Annotated in this window: 12 protein-coding genes; 5 read left to right on the forward strand and 7 right to left on the reverse strand. The window is 57.6% G+C overall.

Annotated elements, in window-relative coordinates:
- Positions 1–4 precede the first annotated feature (4 nt).
- Genes VNZ60_RS18380 through VNZ60_RS18390 form a run of 3 tightly spaced genes read right to left on the reverse strand, consistent with a single transcriptional unit; the run spans position 5 to position 1,209 of the window.
- Positions 5–424, reverse strand: a complete 420-nt coding sequence (locus tag VNZ60_RS18380) for a DUF1801 domain-containing protein (protein WP_325661674.1) — start codon at positions 422–424, stop codon at positions 5–7.
- A gap of 57 nt (positions 425–481) precedes the next feature.
- On the reverse strand, positions 482–889 hold the full coding sequence (locus VNZ60_RS18385) for an SRPBCC family protein (protein ID WP_325661676.1): 408 nt from the start codon (positions 887–889) through the stop codon (positions 482–484).
- The gene (locus VNZ60_RS18390) at positions 886–1,209 is read right to left on the reverse strand and encodes an ArsR/SmtB family transcription factor (protein WP_325661678.1); all 324 of its coding nucleotides are present in this window, start codon (positions 1,207–1,209) and stop codon (positions 886–888) included. The genes VNZ60_RS18385 and VNZ60_RS18390 overlap by 4 nt, the downstream gene beginning before the upstream one ends.
- A 218-nt stretch (positions 1,210–1,427) precedes the next feature.
- Here VNZ60_RS18390 and VNZ60_RS18395 point away from each other — a divergent pair, with 218 nt between their 5' ends.
- Together VNZ60_RS18395 and wrbA are read left to right on the forward strand one after the other, a co-directional pair.
- The gene (locus VNZ60_RS18395) at positions 1,428–2,045 is read left to right on the forward strand and encodes an isochorismatase family protein (protein ID WP_325661680.1); all 618 of its coding nucleotides are present in this window, start codon (positions 1,428–1,430) and stop codon (positions 2,043–2,045) included.
- A gap of 293 nt (positions 2,046–2,338) precedes the next feature.
- Complete coding sequence (gene wrbA, locus VNZ60_RS18400; RefSeq protein ID WP_325661682.1) at positions 2,339–2,938, forward strand: NAD(P)H:quinone oxidoreductase; 600 nt, start codon at positions 2,339–2,341, stop codon at positions 2,936–2,938.
- 17 nt (positions 2,939–2,955) lie between these two features.
- On the opposite strand, the gene VNZ60_RS18405 is transcribed toward wrbA, so the two are convergent.
- Positions 2,956–3,846, reverse strand: coding sequence for a LysR family transcriptional regulator (locus VNZ60_RS18405; RefSeq protein ID WP_325661684.1), 891 nt, complete (start codon positions 3,844–3,846; stop codon positions 2,956–2,958).
- A gap of 204 nt (positions 3,847–4,050) precedes the next feature.
- Here VNZ60_RS18405 and VNZ60_RS18410 point away from each other — a divergent pair, with 204 nt between their 5' ends.
- The 3 genes from VNZ60_RS18410 (at position 4,051) to VNZ60_RS18420 (ending at position 6,127) form a co-directional block, all read left to right on the forward strand.
- Positions 4,051–4,914: a pirin family protein gene (locus tag VNZ60_RS18410; RefSeq protein WP_325661686.1), complete on the forward strand. Its 864-nt coding sequence runs from the start codon at positions 4,051–4,053 to the stop codon at positions 4,912–4,914.
- Positions 4,915–5,026: 112 nt separating this feature from the next.
- Positions 5,027–5,449, forward strand: coding sequence for a DoxX family protein (locus tag VNZ60_RS18415; protein WP_325661688.1), 423 nt, complete (start codon positions 5,027–5,029; stop codon positions 5,447–5,449).
- Between the two features lie 39 nt (positions 5,450–5,488).
- Positions 5,489–6,127, forward strand: coding sequence for an NADPH-dependent F420 reductase (locus VNZ60_RS18420; RefSeq protein WP_325661690.1), 639 nt, complete (start codon positions 5,489–5,491; stop codon positions 6,125–6,127).
- Between the two features lie 166 nt (positions 6,128–6,293).
- On the opposite strand, the gene VNZ60_RS18425 is transcribed toward VNZ60_RS18420, so the two are convergent.
- From VNZ60_RS18425 to VNZ60_RS18435, 3 genes are all read right to left on the reverse strand, one after another.
- Complete coding sequence (locus VNZ60_RS18425; protein ID WP_325661692.1) at positions 6,294–10,778, reverse strand: YncE family protein; 4,485 nt, start codon at positions 10,776–10,778, stop codon at positions 6,294–6,296.
- A gap of 241 nt (positions 10,779–11,019) precedes the next feature.
- Positions 11,020–15,072: a hypothetical protein gene (locus VNZ60_RS18430; protein ID WP_325661694.1), complete on the reverse strand. Its 4,053-nt coding sequence runs from the start codon at positions 15,070–15,072 to the stop codon at positions 11,020–11,022.
- A 14-nt stretch (positions 15,073–15,086) separates the two neighbouring features.
- Positions 15,087–17,303: a hypothetical protein gene (locus tag VNZ60_RS18435; RefSeq protein WP_325661696.1), complete on the reverse strand. Its 2,217-nt coding sequence runs from the start codon at positions 17,301–17,303 to the stop codon at positions 15,087–15,089.
- Positions 17,304–17,418: the final 115 nt, after the last annotated feature.

Consider the following 17,418-nt stretch of genomic DNA (forward strand, 5'->3'; position numbering starts at 1 on the left):
TCCCTTAGGACTTCGCTTTCTTCGAAGGTTTCGACTTGCCAGCACTGTTGAGAGCGGCCGCCTGGCGAACGAGCATCTTGAAGGCGGACTCGTCAATTTCTTCTCCTTCGAGGATGTCGATCGCACGGCGCACGTTGCCGTCGAGACTTGAGTTGAAGAGACGGGCCGGATCCTTCAGAGACGCACCCTTGGCGAAGGTAAGTTTCACCTTGTCCTTGTAGGATTCGCCGGTGCAGATGATACCGTCGCGCGACCAAACCGGTGTGCCCATCCACTTCCACTCCTCGATCACGTCCGGCTCGGTTTCCTGGATGAGCTTGCGCATTCTGTCGAGGGTTTCTCCGCGCCAGTCGCCGAGGTCGGCGATTCTTTTCGAAATGAGCTCCGATGCCGACTGGCTTTGGCTCGCGTCCGGGTTTTTCATGTTCTCACCTTAGAGATTCAGATATATTTCATTTGCAAACCGGTGATAGAGCGCGGCTCACGTCAGCCCACTCACCACGCGTTCGAGGCCTGCGAAGAATTTCTGCCATCCGTACTTGGCTCCCTGGTAAGCCTGTTGCTGATCCGGTCGGAAGCCCGACTGCTCCATGCGCAGGTGAGTCCCCGTGCCAGCAGGGGTGAGAGTCCAGGTAACAACACTCTTGAGACCAAGGGCTTCCCATGCGTAAGACAGCGTTTTGTTCGGCTCGACTGCCAGGACCTGGCAGTCAACCACGCCCCAGTCTGCGCGCAGATCGAAACGGTGGCCCACCACAGGCTTGAAGTCGTTTTTCATCAGCCACTCCTCGATCAAGGGGGCCTGCGTCAAAGCGCGCCAGATCTTCTCGGCAGGGTGCGGCAACTCCCTCTCTACAATCAGGGTTTGGGTGTCGTTAGTTGGTGTCATTGATCCATCCTCGTCAGTAGGGTTTCTAAACGGTCAAAACGGTTATGCCAGAAGGTCGAATAAAAACTGATCCAGTCAAACAGCGGCGCCAGCGCTTTCGGCTCGGCGCTGTAATACGTCTCACGTCCGTCACGCCGGCCGCGCACCAGGCCAACTAGCTTGAGCGCGCCGAGGTGCTTCGAAATGGCGGGTTGCGATACCCCGGACGGATCAGTTAAGGCGTGCACTGTCATTTCACCGTCTCTGCTCAAGCGTTCGAAAATTGCACGCCGGGTTGGATCAGACAAGATTTTCAGGACGGCTGTCGGTTCGGCGTGCATTGTGAATCCTTGTCTATATGAACTGCGTATCGGTTTCTGGGTTTCTGCGAAAGTTGCTAGCTGGCATGGATGAATCATAGCCAATTGGTTATGGATGTCAAGGTTCATTTTCTGGAACGATTCGTTGTGCTGTGCACGATTGTCCGGAACGATCGAGCCTCCTATATTGACTACATGGCGGCAACGCCATTCCTAACCAATCTATAGGAGAACGAACCATGAAACTCACGGAATATGAGCAGCTTACGCGGGACAACGCTGTACTTCTCATTGTCGACCACCAGCTGGGTCTGTACACAGGGGTGCGTGACATCGACACGATGCAGCTCAAGCACAATATCGTCGGTCTGGCGAAGGCCGCCCAAGCGCTCAAGATTCCGGTCATCGTGACCACCACCACCGAAAGCATGTGGGGACCGATGATTCCGGAACTGCGCGAGGCTCTGCCCGGTAACCAGCATATCGAGCGGACCACCGTCAACGCCTGGCACGACCCGCGCGTGGTTGCCGCAGTTAAGGCAACGGGCCGCAAGAAATTGATCATTACCGGCATCTCGACCGATGTCTGCCTGGCGTTCCCCGCAATTTCCGCGCTGGCCGACGGCTACAGCACCTACGCGGTGGTCGACGCTTCCGGCAGTTTTACCCGGCAGCAGTCGGACCTCGGCGTGATGCGGATGGTGCAAGCCGGCGTGATTCCGGTCGGCTATTCAACCGTGGCTGTCGAAATCCTGGGCGACAACGCGGCCCCTGAAGCAAACGCTGTGTATGCCGCATTGAGCATGCCGTTTGCGGGCCTGCTCTACAACCTGAACCAGTATTTCTCGCACAAATAGGCGCATATCGAGCAGGAATAAGTCGTGCCGGATAGCGACTCTTACCCGGCGGCCTGGACAAACTTGGCATGTATCGTTATTGACGATGGATCCTATCGAATTTTATGGGCTTCCCTCAAAGTGACTGCATACCTACTATTTATCCATCTATTTTTGTCTCTCTTGTATCTGTCTCTCTTGTATCTGTCTCTCTTGTATCTGTCTCGCTTGTATCTGTCTCGCTTGTAGCAGCGATTTTCCAAACCGATTGCGGCACACCCGCGTCACCCCCGTCACTTAATCAGGAGGCTCCAATGGCTAAGGTTCTTGTTCTCTATTATTCAACTTACGGACACATAGAAAAGATGGCTGAAGCAGTTGCAGCGGGCGCGCGCAGCACTGGCGCACATGTCGATATCAAACGGGTGCCAGAAACGGTGCCTGAGGAGATCGCCAAAGCCGGACATTTCAAGCTTGATCAAGCGGCGCCGGTTGCCACAGTTGCCGACCTCGAAAACTATGACGCAATCATCGTCGGTACCGGTACTCGATACGGCCGTATTTCTTCGCAGATGGCGGCGTTTCTCGACCAGACCGGCGGCTTGTGGATGCGCGGCGCACTGAATGGCAAAATCGGCGGCGCCTTTGCCTCAAGTGCTACCCAGCACGGCGGCCAGGAAACGACGCTGTTCTCAATCATCACCAACCTGATGCACTTGGGTTTGATCATCGTCGGTCTCCCGTATAGCCATCAAGGCCAGATGAATATGGCCGAGATTGTCGGCGGAGCTCCATACGGTGCGACCACTGTGGCAGGCGGCGACGGCTCGCGCCAGCCAAGCGAAATCGACCTCGCCGGTGCGCGCCATCAGGGGGAGCTTGTGGCAAAAACAGCCGCAAAAGTATTTGGCTGATCTTTTCCGCAAACTGATTAGCCTTGTTTTAACTGACCTACAAACCACCTTCCTGCAGGGCCGGGTGGCATGTCCTTGCGGTATATGGCATGCATGGAAAAGGATGAGCCTATCGAAGGATGGGCCTCCAATTCCATCGCCACCAGTGTCCCGCGTGCGATGTCTTCTTCTACCATGTGTCCCGGCATGATGCCCCAGCCCAGGCCGGCACGCAAAAAGGCATGCTTGGCGCCCAGGTCGGCAAGCCGCCATACCAGCGGCGACATGACGCCAAAATTACGACCTTCCGTGAGATTGGAGCGGTCCGTCAACACCAGCTGCACATAAGCTGCGGCAGTGGCGCGAGGAATCATGCCGCCCAGGTTTGCCAGTGGATGCGAGGCAGACACCACCGCAATTGCAGGAACATTCAACAGATACTCGGATTCGCAATTGCTTGGCACATCCGGAAAAGAACCGATGATGCCGATGCGGCTGCGGCCATCCAGGACCGGCTGGACTACTGCGCCAAGCGCCTCGACATACAGCCTCAACGGCGTGATAGGAAAGGCAGCATGAAAGGCGCGTACAGCGTCAGTGAGCGCTGCAATCGGATACATCACATCCACCGCGACGGATAATTCAGGTTCAAGACCTTCCGCCAGTGTGCGTGCCCTCGCCTTGAATCCATCCATGCTATCCGCTGCGGCACGGGCATCTGCCAGCAATGCTCTTCCGGCCTCTGTCAATTTTGGATAGCGGCCGGTTCTTTCAAACAGCGGGAATCCGACTTGCTGCTCAAGATTCGCCAGCGTCTGGCTGACAACCGATTGCGCGCGCCGCAGCTTGCGTCCTGCCGCGGAGAAGCTTCCTTCGTCTGCTGCGGCAATAAAGATGCGCAGCTGGTCCATGGACATCGCATCTAACATGTATCGCTCCCAACGATTGATTCCATCGAAATATATAGGCTTCCGCGATATCGGTCTAGTGTCTACCATGCAGTCATTGGTTCAGGACGTCTCAAACCTCCACAACCAACGCATACCAAAGCATCAGCGGCTAAAGGCGGCACAGTTTTGAAAACCAAAACTAAGGTCGCTAAGGAAATATTTCACTCACTAAGGAGAGTAATCATGTACGCAATTTCTAGCGACAATGCTGTTCTGCCAGGGCCAGCAACGTCACAAGCACGTCAAATCATTTATCGCACAAAAGGCAAGCGCCAAGAGTGGTTTACTCGCCTTGCAAGCCCATCAGGCATCGGTGAAAAAATCAAACCTTTTGTTTTTTTAGACGACTTTGATATCCGTTCCACCGGCAAGCCTCTCTCGGGCATGCACCCCCATTCCGGCATTGCCACCGTCACTGTCGTCGTTTCCGGCAATATGGACTACAAGGATACGACCGGGAAAAGCGGCACGCCGTCGGCTGGAAGCGTCGAATGGATGAACGCCGGCGGCGGAGTCTGGCATGCCGGCGGCGCCGCCGAGGGCGAGCGCGTGCGAGGCTTTCAACTGTGGATTGCACTGCCGCCGGAGGACGAAAACGGCCCCGCACACAGCCAGTATCTGGCGCCTGAGCAAGTACAAACCCATGGGCCAGCCCGTGTCATTCTCGGTCGCTACGGGAATGCGACGAGCGCCATCGCCACCCGCGCATCCATCAATTATCTGCATGTCGTGCTGAAAAACGGACAGCGCTGGCGCTATCAGCCGCCCGCCGGGCACACAGTCGGCTGGGTCGCCCCTTACGCAGGCAAGCTGCATGCGGCAGGTGTGGGCTTACAGAACGAGCTCGCTGTATTCGAAGAATCGACAGCCGCCCTGGATTTTTTCGCAGAGGGTGATACCGAATTCGTTTTGGGCTCCGCAGTCAAGCATCCCCACGATCTGGTGCTGGGTTATTACTCGGTTCACACGGACGGTTATGCGCTGGAACGCGGCGAAGCCGGGATCGAGCGGATCAGAGAGCAATTGGAAGCCAATCGTAGTTTGTAATTTCAAGGATTAATCCCGCAACTTGGCAACACGGCAGCACGGCAACAACTATCAGAGCAGTTATTCAACCACTTATTTTTTTTACTGATTTTCTACTTCATCAGGAGCTAACATGCAAAACGCAACTAACACCTCATCTTCTTTTCCACTCATCGGCCGACTCATGATGGCGGCGATTTTTCTCATCAGCGGCGCCGGCAAGATTGCCGCTCCCGCCATGACGATAGGCTACATCGGCGCCATGGGGTTGCCGTTCCCCGTCTTGGGATTTGCGCTTGCTGTAGCAGTTGAGATCGGCGGCGGCTTGTTGCTGGCGTTCGGTTTCCAGACACGCATTACAGCCTTGGTACTGGCCGTATTTTCGGTGGTCACCGGTCTGGTGTTCCATCACGCCATCGGCGACCAGAACCAATTGTTCAATTTGCTCAAGAACATTGCAATGGCTGGCGGCCTGCTTCAAATCATGAGCTTCGGGCCTGGCGTATTCAGTCTTGATGCCCGCAAGGCGCTAAAAATCGTGCCGCGCGCAGCCTAAGATCGGTATCAACTACGACAACAACCAAAAGGAATCATCATGTCGAATAATTCACAAATCAACAAAGAAGGCATTCAACATATCGGCATCATTGGCGCCGGCGCTATTGGCCAGGCCATGGCAAAGCAGGTCGTCCGGGCCGGACTGAAGGTCACACTCAGCAACAGTCGCGGTCCTGAAACGCTGGCCGACATAGTCGCTCTCCTTGGCCCAAACGCCCGCGCCGGCAGCGTTCGAGAGGCAGCAGCGGCAGACATTGTGGTGTTGAGCGTGAACTGGGCGCAACTGCCGTCAGCCTTGGCCGGTTTGCCATCATGGGACGGCCGTATCGTCATCGATGCTACCAATCCCGTGATTCAACCCGGCTATCAACTTGCCGAACTTGGCGGGCGCAATTCCAGCGAGGTAGTGACGGCTATGTTGCCCGGAGCCAGGCTGGTGAAATCGTTCAATACCCTGCTTGCTGCAGTGCTGGCAAGCGATCCGAAGCAAGCCGGTGGCAAGCGCGTTGTATTTTTATCGGGCGATGATGCAGCGGCCAAATCCACAGTCGGACAATTAATAGACCAACTGGGATTTGCCAGCATTGATTTAGGATCCCTGGCTATAGGCGGTAAGTTGCAACAGTTCCCGGGTGGCCCGTTACCTGCGGTGAACCTGATCAAACTCGCAAACTAAAGCTGCGGTTAAACCAGCTGTGCCGGGTGGTGCGTCGAAAAACACGAGACGACCGCCGTCCGGACTGGATCAGATCGCGCAAGCAAAGCATTGAGTCAGACAGGGCCTGAAGCGGCCCTGGTCCGGCATCCCGCTGGCGCCGTGGCGGGCGGGACGCCAAGCCATATCAGCTATTTCCGGTGAACTGGAATCTGACGGTACCCAACAGCATTTCCTGGATGCCTGTCATCTGTGTACTCGGCACGTCGATCAGCAAATGCGGCGCGCGCAAGAGCAGGCTCTTCTTGAGCATCATCGGCGGTACGAACGCCGTAAACGCGGTGATCTTTTCTTTGCCCTGCAATGTTCCGCCGGCCGGAGCGTAGGTGTAGGTCAGGATAGGATCTGGCGCGTTTGCCGGCCACTGGATGGTTTGGGAGAAAGTGTTGGTATCGATCGGGTGCAGCGGCGAAGAATAGCTGATGGTGCCGTTGCTGTTGATTAAGGTGAACTGTATCGTGCCCTTGCTATCGATCGGAATGTTGGACAGCATCACGCCGACAGTCACCTGGCCGCCGGCCGAGACGCCGGCGACACGCGTTTGCGCATTCATGAACGCGCCCGCTACCGCGACGTCATTGGTATTGCGCCATGCCATGTTGGGATGCGCCGTGATGAAATTTCCAAGATCGGTCCAGTCCGTGAAATTGGCCCATTGGGATAAATCGGGCGGGCTTGGATTTGCCGTATTGTCTACCCACGCGACCAGGCAGTAATGCGGATAGCTTGAAGACGGTTTCCAGGTCAGCGGCGCAGGGCTGTAGGCGATATCGTTGGCATTCTTCGCCGTGACATCGAGCCAGTTTTGCAGATTGTTGTTGAACGTGAAATTGTAAGGACTCCATTGTCCAGGTAAAAGTATGATGGACGAATCGACCCAGTAAAAATAGATACGCGATGTCTGCGCGCCGCTGGCCGTGTTCAAACCACGCACATAGACATTGTTGTACTGGTCCAGTGTGATGTTGTTGGCGTAATCGCTGTTGTAGTTGGCTTGCTGTCCCAGGACGGAGGAATCGGGCATCGGCTGGGTGCCCCAAGGAACAATGTCCGGGGACAAGGTCCAGCCGCTGCCGTTGTTGCTGGTCGGGGTTGCGCCGATGTAGTCGCGCATGAAAATGCCAAGATACTCGGAGCCCGTGCCCATCGCTGCGAGGTGGACGGCCATAGTGACCGGATTGGCGGCCAGTTGCGCCGTCAGCGACACATTGTCAGAGAAGGCGTTGGCGGTGAACAAACCTGAGCCGTCCGGTGCAATCGCAATGCCCATCGGGAAGCTGCTGCCGGGGAGGCTGATGTTTTGCGTGTTTTGCATGGAATCGGTGGAAAACACCCGGACCCCGAGGTTGGTGTCGGTCACGTACAAGCTGGAGCCGTCAGGTGCGATGGCCATGCTGCTGATCTGGAACGATACCGAGTTCGGCAAGACGAAATTTTCCAGCGTGCGTGAAGCGATGTCAAAACTGGCGAAGCCGCTGTTGCTACCTTGATTCATCCAGATGTAAAGCTGGCTGTCGTCCGGCGCGCAGCTCATGGCGCGCGGCATGTAGATGAAATTGTAGGTATTGCCGTCGAGGCTATAAGTCCCCGTCTGTGTGCGTGAAACGATATACAGTTTTTGAAACGAAGCGTCCGTGACAAAGGCGCTGGAACCGTCTGACAGCGCCGCCAGCGAATGGCCGGAAGACGCCGGCTGGGTGAACAGGCTGACGCTGGAAACGACGCTGTACTGGCTGGTCTTGGGATCGGAAGCAATGGCCACTAGTTGATAGACGCCGCCGGTATCGACCGTTAATACAAATATCATGTTGCCATACGGTGAAATGGCCGTGGCGACGGCGCGGCAAGTGCTGGAACTGGAGAACGCGATAGTCGAGCTGGTTGAAAAATCGACAGTGCTGAGAATCTGCAAGGTATTGCTGCCGTACACCGTTGCAATGGCGGTGTTTTGGCTGCTGTCCGGCCAGAACTCGAAGGTTGTGTATTGCGTGCTGCCGTTGACTACGCTGGTGGTCTGCGTATTTCTGTCATACACGGACAGGCCGGAGGTGGCAGTCTTGCCCGGATAGGAAATCTGGATGTTGTAGTTATGCCAGGAAACCACGTATTGCGCGCTGGCGGCGACGCTGGTCGCCAAGGTAGCGGAAAGGCTTGATCCCTGCGTGGTGAAAGTCTGGTTATTCCACACGCTCAGGCTAGGGCCGTTGTTGGCGACATAGATTACGCTGCCTTGCGCCGAACTGCTGAGCGCAACCGGACTGGCGCTATTGGCCAGGCTGCTTTCCAGTACACGGCACAGTCCGCTGCCTTTGAAACACGATATCAGCGACAGACTGTTATCGCCGCTGTTGGCGACATAGGCATAGGCGCCGGTTTCAATCGCCAGCACGCGCGTCGGATTACTGCCGACGCTGAGCTTCTGCTTGCCTGCCACACTGCTGACTTCTTTGCTCACCGCATAGACGCTGTTGCTTCCCGAGCAGACGATCAGGAGCGTACCGGAATCCTGTCCGACGATCGCGATATCGGTCAGCGTGTCGGCGCTGGCAAAACCGCCTATGGTGCGCACCCATTGGTAGGAATGATGGATGCTGTCATAGCCCACCACATACACGCTTTGCGCCGCCTGGCTGACCAGGAAAATCTGCGCTGCCGACGGCAATACTGCGAGTTCGCTCACCTGTCCCGGGAACCGCACGCTATTGCTGACGGAATAGTTATTGTTGGTGCTGATCACCACGTCCAGCGTTCCCGGATTGGTGTTGCTGCTGTTGCTGCTGACAAAAACAGCGGTATCGTCCGCAGAAACCTGCAGTGCAACCGGCACGCCTGACAAGTTGACATCGCTGCCCGCCTTGGTGAAGACATAGCCGCTGCTGCCGCCGCTGAATGTGACGTCGAACACGGTCAACGTGGAATCGCCGCCATTGGCGACGAACAGCTTGCTGCCGTCATGCGAAAAACTGAGCGCCACCGGTTGGCTGCCGGCCGATATCGGATTGCCGTAGGCTGTATTGGTGATGGTTTCAAGGATCAGGATCTGATTGCTGTTCTGCTGGATCAGGGCACAGATATTCGCGGTCGGCGACAAAGCCAGAGCCTGCGCAGCATTGTTCAGGGTGACGCTGTGCTGTTGCAGTTCAAACGCGGAAATGACTTCGTTGCGTTCGATGAACAAAGGCAGGCCGCCGCTTTGCGGCTTGATGCTGAACATTTGCGGCTGCGTGATGCTGACACCGGTGGTGTAGTTCGGCGGCAGGTACTGGACATTGGAATTGACGCTGTTGCTCAACGCCACCTGGTTGTTGGAATTCACGCTCCAGTCCAGTAATACGTCGTGCGGAAAATCCTTGTAGTAGACATTTTGCGGATTCGCCACGATGCAGTTGATCGCCGGGAAAATCTCTACCAGCAAGTCGCTGGAAGCGTAGTTGGCAGGAGATACTCCCTGCGAGATCAAGGTGAATTGGGTTGATTCCGCAATTTTCGCGGTATAGCTCTGCTGGCCGCTGACGTCGATCATTCCTGGCATCAGGGTCAGCCTTGCGCCGCTGGCGTTCCATGCCAGGTCGACCGTAGCCAGTCCCTGGTTGAGAGTCGCAGGATTGGGGCTGGCCAGCAGGGAATGGATATAGACGTGGGCTTCCTTGTACAAGGGAATCGAGAACGCACCGTCCTGATAGCCTGGCACGCCGCTATAGCTGACGAGCATCAGGGTGGCTCCGGCCTGGAAGGTGGTGAAGATGTCGCTCAGCACAAAGCCGACGGTCGATCCTGCGTTGGTGCCCAGGATCGGCTGTCCGGCCAGCGGTTGCAGCATCCAGCCTGGATTTTGCGAACCGGCGGCTGGCGGCGTGATCACCCAGGAAGCGGCGTTGTCGCCGGCGTTGACGTTGATGTCGAGCGCATTACCGATGGTGGTCAGGGCGCCATAGCCATACTGGTCGGTGGCATATACGAAACTGACGGTGAAAACGGTATTGGCGCCGGCGTTGATCACTTTCGGATTCGGGCCGGGAGCGAAAGTCAGGTTGAGCGTATTTTCAATCGCCGGGTAATCGCTGCTCGACTGCACCACAGTGTTGTTGACGAGTGTTGCGGCAATCGCATTGTGCAAATCCAGCGCACCTGAAGGCGGCGCCTGCAAGGTCACGACATTGTTGTAGGTGAACGGCAAGCCGCCGCCGGAGACCGGGCTGGCGCGATAAAAACTCATGTACAGCTGGGCGCTGCTGCCGCTGGGAGCCTGGCTGGCAGTGAAACTGCCGACGGCGGCGATCAGTACCTGGCCTTTGGCCACGACCGTATCTTGCCGAGGCGTCAGGCAGATCACTTGCGTGTCTGCGAACACCTTGGCGTTCCAGCCGGCAAGGGTTACCGACAGATCGTTGAGTTCCGATCTGCTCAGCCCGAGATTTTTGATATGCAGATAGAACAGACTGCCGCTGGCGCCGGCCGCCTGGCTCTCCTCGACCGGTGTGCCGGCAGTCAGGGTGAGGGTGGCGGTGCTGCTGATCAGCAGGCTGATGTGATTGACGCTGGGATCACTGGTCGGCATGTAGATGGTGTTTGTGGCGCTGCCGTTATTAATCGTAAAGCTGATTTGATCCATGTTTTTCTCCATCGAAAATAGTTGAAATGTCATTCCGCTCACGATTTCCGGCGCCCTGCGTATCCGGAACCGCGGAACAACTGCGAAGCCAATCAGCGGGACGGCTTTCGGTCCATCCCGAATCCATCAAACTCCATCAAACACCGTCAAACACCATCAAACACATATGCCAACTGCCTAGAACGCCTGTCACGGATATTTCCGAGACATGACTGAATTGCGATCCAAATACTTTGCCCTCCTACTGTTGTGCGATAACCAGGCCATCCTGGTAGACCCCATCATTGATATTGGTGATCTGGTAGTAGTCGGTATAGACCATGATTTGCTGCTTGTCGGTAGTAATCTGCAGACGATCGACCTCAATCGAGAAATTTGCGCCGCCCGCCAGCACCACGTCTTGCGTCGGGCTGGCGGCCCAGTAGCTGCCGTACTGGCTATCGGTGATGCATGAAAATTGCCAGCCGGCCGCCGCCAGCACAATGCTGGCCACCGTCGCCTGCGGCACGGCGCTGCCGAAATGCAGATAGAAAATGGAACCGGCAGGGGGCGTCCCTTCCGCCACCAGGGGCGCGGGCGAGAAGGTGATCGGACGACCCTGGCGGTTGGAGACAGTCAGCGTCAGCTTGTCGTTGCGTCCTGGCGTCAGAATCGCCTTATGGCTGGCGTCGAAGATTTCAAAGCTGAGCAAGTCCGGGTTGATGCGCAGCCAGCCTTCCAGCAATGTCTGCGGCGTATAGCTCCACAGGCTGGAGGGCTGGGGATTGGCGAGATCGCCGCGGATCTCCCAGCGCGCGCTGTTGTCGACCATTCTTTCTTGTATCCAGGACCATTGGTAGCCGGCTTCGTTAGGCAGCGGCAGGTTGAAGGCGCTGCTGCCGGACAGTACGGGCGAAGTCAGGAAGGTCATTTCCAGGCTGCTCAGGGTAGCGGCGTACATGTCGGATGGAATACCTATGCCGATCGTCGGCAGGATGCCGGTGGTGGCGTGCACCACGGCGCGCGGGTCGATCAGCAACAGCTGCTTGCTGGCGGCACTGGCGGCGGTGGTGCCGCTCGCGTCCGGATAAGGTTTGACGGTAAGCGTATTTTGCCCGGGAATTTTGACCCCGCTGCCGCTGCCGGAGGGCGCGCCCATGGAATAGAAACTCGACCAGTCGTAATTGTTCTGTCCAAATTTGAAATAGCCGATCAAGCCATCGTTGAGGTCTTGCATGTTACCCAGCACCACCGGAAAGTCGATCTTGCTGAAATCGTTATCGGTTTCGGCCAGGGGATTTTTGTCCGGATCGAGGCCGAGCACGCTCCATGACTGGTTGTATTGCGGCGTCCCTTTCAGCTCCAGGGTCAGCGCCGTTTGTACGATGGCGATCGGGCGGCCGATCAATACCGCAAGGTCATTGTTGGTGGAGACATCCTGCGGTTCGACAAAACCGTTGACGCTGTCGATCGCCGTCATGAAGTCGTTAAAGTATTGCGGCGCCGATGCGCTCAGTGAAAGCACCAGGTCGCGCAATTGCGGCTGCTGGTCGCGCATCACGGACTGCACATCTTCATCTATGGTGTGGTCGCTGCCGGGCGCCGACTGCCACATGATGAGGTTCTTGCTGTCATTGAGGAACAGCGCCCCCAGGCTGGCGCCCTGGGCGTCGTAGATGAACAGGCTGGCGCTCAGATGGTTAGGCAAAAGCCAGCCGCAGATCGGCGTAGTGGCGGGATGCAGGTTCATTTCCTCAAGATTGGCGGCGTCAGCCGCCAGGAAACGGAACAACAGGCGCGAGGCTTGCGAAATGCGTGGCGGCAGGTAAGCCATGGCGGCAACCGGCTGGCCCCGGTAGCTCGCCGTCAATGTCTGCGCGATGTTGATCGTGGCCGGCGCCACGCGCTTCTTTTGCCCGTAAATGTCAATCAAGGTCAGGTTGACTTTCAGGAAGCCGGCGCGTACCGGATTGTAGTAGCTGTTGAAATTCGGCGCGCTGCTTGCATATCCGCCCAGCGCCAGGGCGACCGCCTGCGTAAGCGGGGCATATTCCGACCCGTCCGGCACCTTGATATTGAGCTGCAGGTCCTGGTCTTGCATGAGGAAGGCGGTATTCAGCCCGCTCAGCGATTGCATCACCATGTTCTGCTGCTGGATGGCTTGCAGGCATTTCTGCAGCACCGGGTCGCTGCTTTGCTTGAGCTGTTGCACAAAGCCGTTGATGGCACTGGTGGACAGGATAGAGACGCCCGTATAGGACTGTTTGAAGGCGCCGCCCGCCGGATCGGTCGGAGCCGCGTAGCCGATAGCGGCGCCATCGTTCTGTTCAACAGTGAACTGGCTGGTGAAGAAATCGCTGGCATAGTTGTACAGCTGCGTCTTGCTGTCGTCGGTAGTCGCGAACACCGGCTGGAACTCCACCTCCCAGGCAGCGAATAAGGGCACCCAGGGGTTGCCGTCCCAGTTGCTCAGACTGACCGGTGACGGCGCGTTGCCGCTCACTGCCAGCAACGGCGACTGCCCGGGCAGTGCCGCCAGGACGTCGCTGAAGCTGATGGGTACGGCGCTCAGCGCCGACAGCAGGCTGGCATTCAGTAGCAAGGCCTCGGACAGCAGCGCGTTAAAGGTATCCGGCGCCGGCAGGGCGTTGGGAGTCGGCAGCCTGGCGCTGGTAAACGTGTTGCCGTTGAGCGTGACGTTATTCGCAGTGGCGCTAGTGATTAACTGGTTTTCCAGGCGGCACAGCAGATAGCCGTCTGCATTGAACTGGCCGTTAGTACCGTAACGGCTGGCGGGCGGCATGGCTTCGCCGCCAAGCAGGAACACCAGGTCATTGGCTTGCCAATAGCGCGGGGCCGGCACCTGTTCCAGCACGCAGCCCTCGGGAAGCTGGCTGTTGAGCAGCGCAATTTGCTGGTTGAGGACGGCGGTCGCGTTCGCCAGCTGCTGGGTTTGAGCAGCCAGGCCGCCGTATTTCTGATAACTGATGTTGTAGGCGGTTTGCTGCTGGCTGCTGACGGCCATGAAGATACGATACCAGTCGGCAAATAGCTGCCATTGATAATTTTCCAGGCTCTCCTGCAGAAGCTGTACGCCTTGGGCGTAGAAGTTCAGCAGGTTGAGCGCATCGCCGACTTTGGGCGGCAGAATGTCGACCGGCACAATGGTGACCACCGGATGGTCATCGGGACCGTAGGTGGTGAGCTGCTTGACGATGGTGTAGATGTATTCCGCCTTGATCGACTGGAAACCGTTCTCCTGCAGCTCTTCCTTCAAGGTTGCAAACTGGCTCGGCGCCGGATGCTGCAGCTTCCCCAGCAAGCCTTCGAAGTAGGCGTTCAGCAGCACCTGGAAGTAGGGCAGCGCCGGTTGCAGCTTGTTTTGCAGATAGCAAGACATGGATTCCGGCGGATTGTTGCCCAGGCTAAGATCCAGTTCGATTTGCGGCAGATGTTGCGAATAGTCCGGCAGGTAGGTCTGGTCGGGATGCCAGACGATGCCTTGCGCCGAACCCTGGTAGAGCGAATAGTCCGGTTGCACGTCCAGCTGGGTGGCGTCGAAGGTCCACGCCAGCGCTTCCTGGATGTGCGTCAGGTCGAGGCCGCCGCACAAGGGATCGTTATGGTTGTTGCTGTACCAGCCGGTCACCGTATACATCAGTTCGACGCTGCTGTTGGGCGGCAGCTTGAGGTCGGCCAGGCTGTCGGCGAAACCGAATACGCCGCGGCAGTTCGGGTAGAACGAGGCAAATACGGATTGGCCGCTGGCTACCGCTGACAGTTCCTGACCGGTCTGGACCATGAAACTCTGGGTTTGGGGAACCGCCGGCTCTGCCCATTGCTGGGTGAAAGCCTGGAATTCGCCGCTGTACTGATAGTCCTGGCCGGAAGCGGTGGTATAGGTGGGCAGGGTGATGGAGGTCTGGCCGCTGGGCTGGGCGTCGTTCAGCAAATCGCTCAGCACCACCCAGGAACTGCGGGTTGCCTTGCCGCCGCTGATGAGCAGGCGCTGCACCAGCCAGCGGTTGGGCGCCGCCATGAACGCCAGCTTGCCTTCAGCAGTGGTGTTGGCCTTGGTCAGCGCGTCCGGCAATGCCCAGTGCACATGCACGCCGGCCTGCAGCGGCTGTGCCGGAGCGCCCGTCAGGCTGCGGTTGACGTTGGCGCCGAGGAATGCCTGATTGGCCCCCGTCTGATCGGTGAATACCGTATTCGCGCCGGAAAAATAAGGCGTTGCGTCGTGCGCATCTTTTTCATTGACGGCAAAAGCCAGCACATTGAGCGGGACGACCAGCGCTTTTGAGGTGGCGTTCATTGACTCCCCTGTTCCTAATTATGTTGGCTGAAATTGACTTTCACTACCCCTTTGATCATTTCAAGGGCGAATTCAGCCGAGGTGAAATCCTGGATGTTCTGGTTGAAATCGTTGTTCAGCTTGGACTGAATACTGGTGGCGGCGTGCGCTACCAGCAGCGTCTGCGCGTCTGCCCGCATCGGGATGACAGCAGTCGGCGGACCGCCCTTGGGATTGGTCAGGAACTGGCTGCCGGGGCGGTCGCCGGTGACTGCGCGCAGGGTGGTGCTGTAGGGCGCGCCATTGATCTCTATCCCGCAATGCAGCTGTTCCGGCGGCTCGTGAATCGCCACTTGCTTGATTTCGCCATCGAAAATGCAGATGATGCAATCCGAGGAAAGGCGATCCATGCGCAGTTTCTTGATTTCCGTGCTGATATCGTCAGCCACCGCATAGCCGTTGACCTGTACGTTGGGCCAGCCGGTCACCACCTGCGAACGCAACAGAAATCCGGTGTACTGCTGCACCGCGTTGGCCGCAAATCGTTGCCCCTTTCTTTGCCGGCGCTGATTCAGCGTGACCGGATGCGCTGCGTTTTGCAGCTGCCCGAACAGACTGGCGTCGACGCTCTGCTGCTTGCTACAGGTGCGGCCGATGCTGAATGCGCCGTCGACGATATGGTTGATCCAGTTCAGATCCAGGTAAAAAAAGCGCAGCGACTCCAGCGGCAGCATTTGCTCATTCGGCACCAGGTAGTTGAATGGCACGCCATACAGCAGCTTGAGGCGGCTTAGCCACAGGGTGACGATATCTGGCAGCGGCGGCTGCTGGCCCAGTGCATTGCTGCGGGTACGCAGCAGGCCGCTGAATGGCATTTCCTGGTTCGCTGCCAGGTTGGCGCCGAGCGCTGCCTGCAATATGCTCTGTTCCGCCTGGGTGGCGGTGACGCTGTTGACAGCTTTCTTCCAGTTGAACAAGGCATTCGCGTAGCTGGTGTTCTGCAGCGCCAGCAGTTGGCCGATTTGCCATGCCGCGCCATACGAGACGTCGAACAAGCCGGTTTGCGGGTTGTAGCGGTTGGCGGCGTCGGCCGAGCCGGTCGAAACGAAGCTGGTCTCGCTGACTGCGAATGGCGTGCACGGCCCGCGGAACCAGGACACGCTGGTATTGGCATGGCGCATTTCGTGATTCATCGGGATATAGCCTTGGCCAAAGGCGTTCTGCACCAGCACCTGCGAGCTGGCCGCATCGAGCTGGCCATTTGCCTGCGCCGCCAGCGCCTGCTGCACCCGGCTATCGTCAGGCTGGACCAAGGTAGCTGGAAACTGCAGCGTGGTGATCTGGCGGCCGTCGACCGCGGGCCGGTTCAGGTTTTCCAGCAGCTGCTGGAAATTCTGGTCCATGGTGTTCGCGGTAAAGCGCCATGAACGGTAGCAAATCAGGCGAACGCTCTTGATGCCCGCGGGGAAGCTGGCCGGCTTGCCGTCGTCGCCTGGCAGATAGCTCCCCATGTTTTCCAGCGAAACCAGGAAGGCGTAGGCCGGCTGCTCATTTTTGGCGATGCGGTTGCCAAGCACTACCGAAAAAACGCTTTCTTCGCTGCCGTTCTTTACGGTGTCCATCGTGTCCACCTGGCGGATATGCGCCAGATAGGCCATGTCATTCATGCTGGGTGCGACGCGGTTGAAGGTGGTCAGATCGATGTCGATCACGCTGCAGGATTCATCCGGCGTCTCGCCATAGCCCAGCGGATTCATGCCGGGATAGGAAAAGACATCGGCAGGCAGCTTGCCGACGCCGGTCAGCTGCTGGTTGCCAAGCACCGTGATTTTCTGGTTCAGGGTAATCAGGTCGCTTGCCGTTGCGCTGTGGGTCAGCGGCTGATGGTCGGCGTCGAACAACAGCACCGCCAGCCAGGGCAATTCCGTGTTGGAGGTGTCGAGGTAGCGTTCCCACGGCAGCGTACGGCGGTTGAGCACGACACTGGCCAGCGAGCCGTCGAATTCTCCGTTCGCCAGATCGGGCGGGAAAACCGAATCGATCTGGCCTGACTGGAAACTGAAACGTTCTCCGCTAACCGCAAAATTGCGCGACGTAGTGAAGCTGTTCGGCGCCGCCGTATTGGTGGTTTGCGTGACCTTGAGGGTATATTCGTCGACCTTCAGCGCCGGCTCGTCAAACTGGATGAAGGTGACCAGTTTGCTGACGGGATTGTTGTCTGTGGAATGGTTCAGCGTAGCGCTCTTTTTCATGCCTGGCTCTCTTAAGGTTTACCTGCCGTTGCTGGACACCGGCCTCAGGCCGGCAATCGCACAGCGTTCATGTCTTGACCGCGAATGGCGGCAGGAAAGTAGTGGCGCCGCCACG

The sequence above is a fragment of the Collimonas sp. genome, assembly GCF_035566375.1.
Classification (GTDB): Bacteria; Pseudomonadota; Gammaproteobacteria; order Burkholderiales; family Burkholderiaceae_D; genus Collimonas.

What these genes read in the sequence shown, in the direction of transcription:
- VNZ60_RS18410 (WP_325661686.1), top strand. Translation starts at nt 4,051, where the DNA reads ATGTACGCAATTTCTAGCGACAATGCTGTTCTGCCAGGGCCAGCAACG.
- VNZ60_RS18425 (WP_325661692.1), bottom strand. Translation starts at nt 10,778, where the DNA reads ATGGATCAAATCAGCTTTACGATTAATAACGGCAGCGCCACAAACACC.
- VNZ60_RS18405 (WP_325661684.1), bottom strand. Translation starts at nt 3,846, where the DNA reads ATGTTAGATGCGATGTCCATGGACCAGCTGCGCATCTTTATTGCCGCA.
- VNZ60_RS18435 (WP_325661696.1), bottom strand. Translation starts at nt 17,303, where the DNA reads ATGAAAAAGAGCGCTACGCTGAACCATTCCACAGACAACAATCCCGTC.
- VNZ60_RS18390 (WP_325661678.1), bottom strand. Translation starts at nt 1,209, where the DNA reads ATGCACGCCGAACCGACAGCCGTCCTGAAAATCTTGTCTGATCCAACC.
- wrbA (WP_325661682.1), top strand. Translation starts at nt 2,339, where the DNA reads ATGGCTAAGGTTCTTGTTCTCTATTATTCAACTTACGGACACATAGAA.
- VNZ60_RS18380 (WP_325661674.1), bottom strand. Translation starts at nt 424, where the DNA reads ATGAAAAACCCGGACGCGAGCCAAAGCCAGTCGGCATCGGAGCTCATT.
- VNZ60_RS18385 (WP_325661676.1), bottom strand. Translation starts at nt 889, where the DNA reads ATGACACCAACTAACGACACCCAAACCCTGATTGTAGAGAGGGAGTTG.
- VNZ60_RS18395 (WP_325661680.1), top strand. Translation starts at nt 1,428, where the DNA reads ATGAAACTCACGGAATATGAGCAGCTTACGCGGGACAACGCTGTACTT.
- VNZ60_RS18420 (WP_325661690.1), top strand. Translation starts at nt 5,489, where the DNA reads ATGTCGAATAATTCACAAATCAACAAAGAAGGCATTCAACATATCGGC.
- VNZ60_RS18430 (WP_325661694.1), bottom strand. Translation starts at nt 15,072, where the DNA reads ATGAACGCCACCTCAAAAGCGCTGGTCGTCCCGCTCAATGTGCTGGCT.
- VNZ60_RS18415 (WP_325661688.1), top strand. Translation starts at nt 5,027, where the DNA reads ATGCAAAACGCAACTAACACCTCATCTTCTTTTCCACTCATCGGCCGA.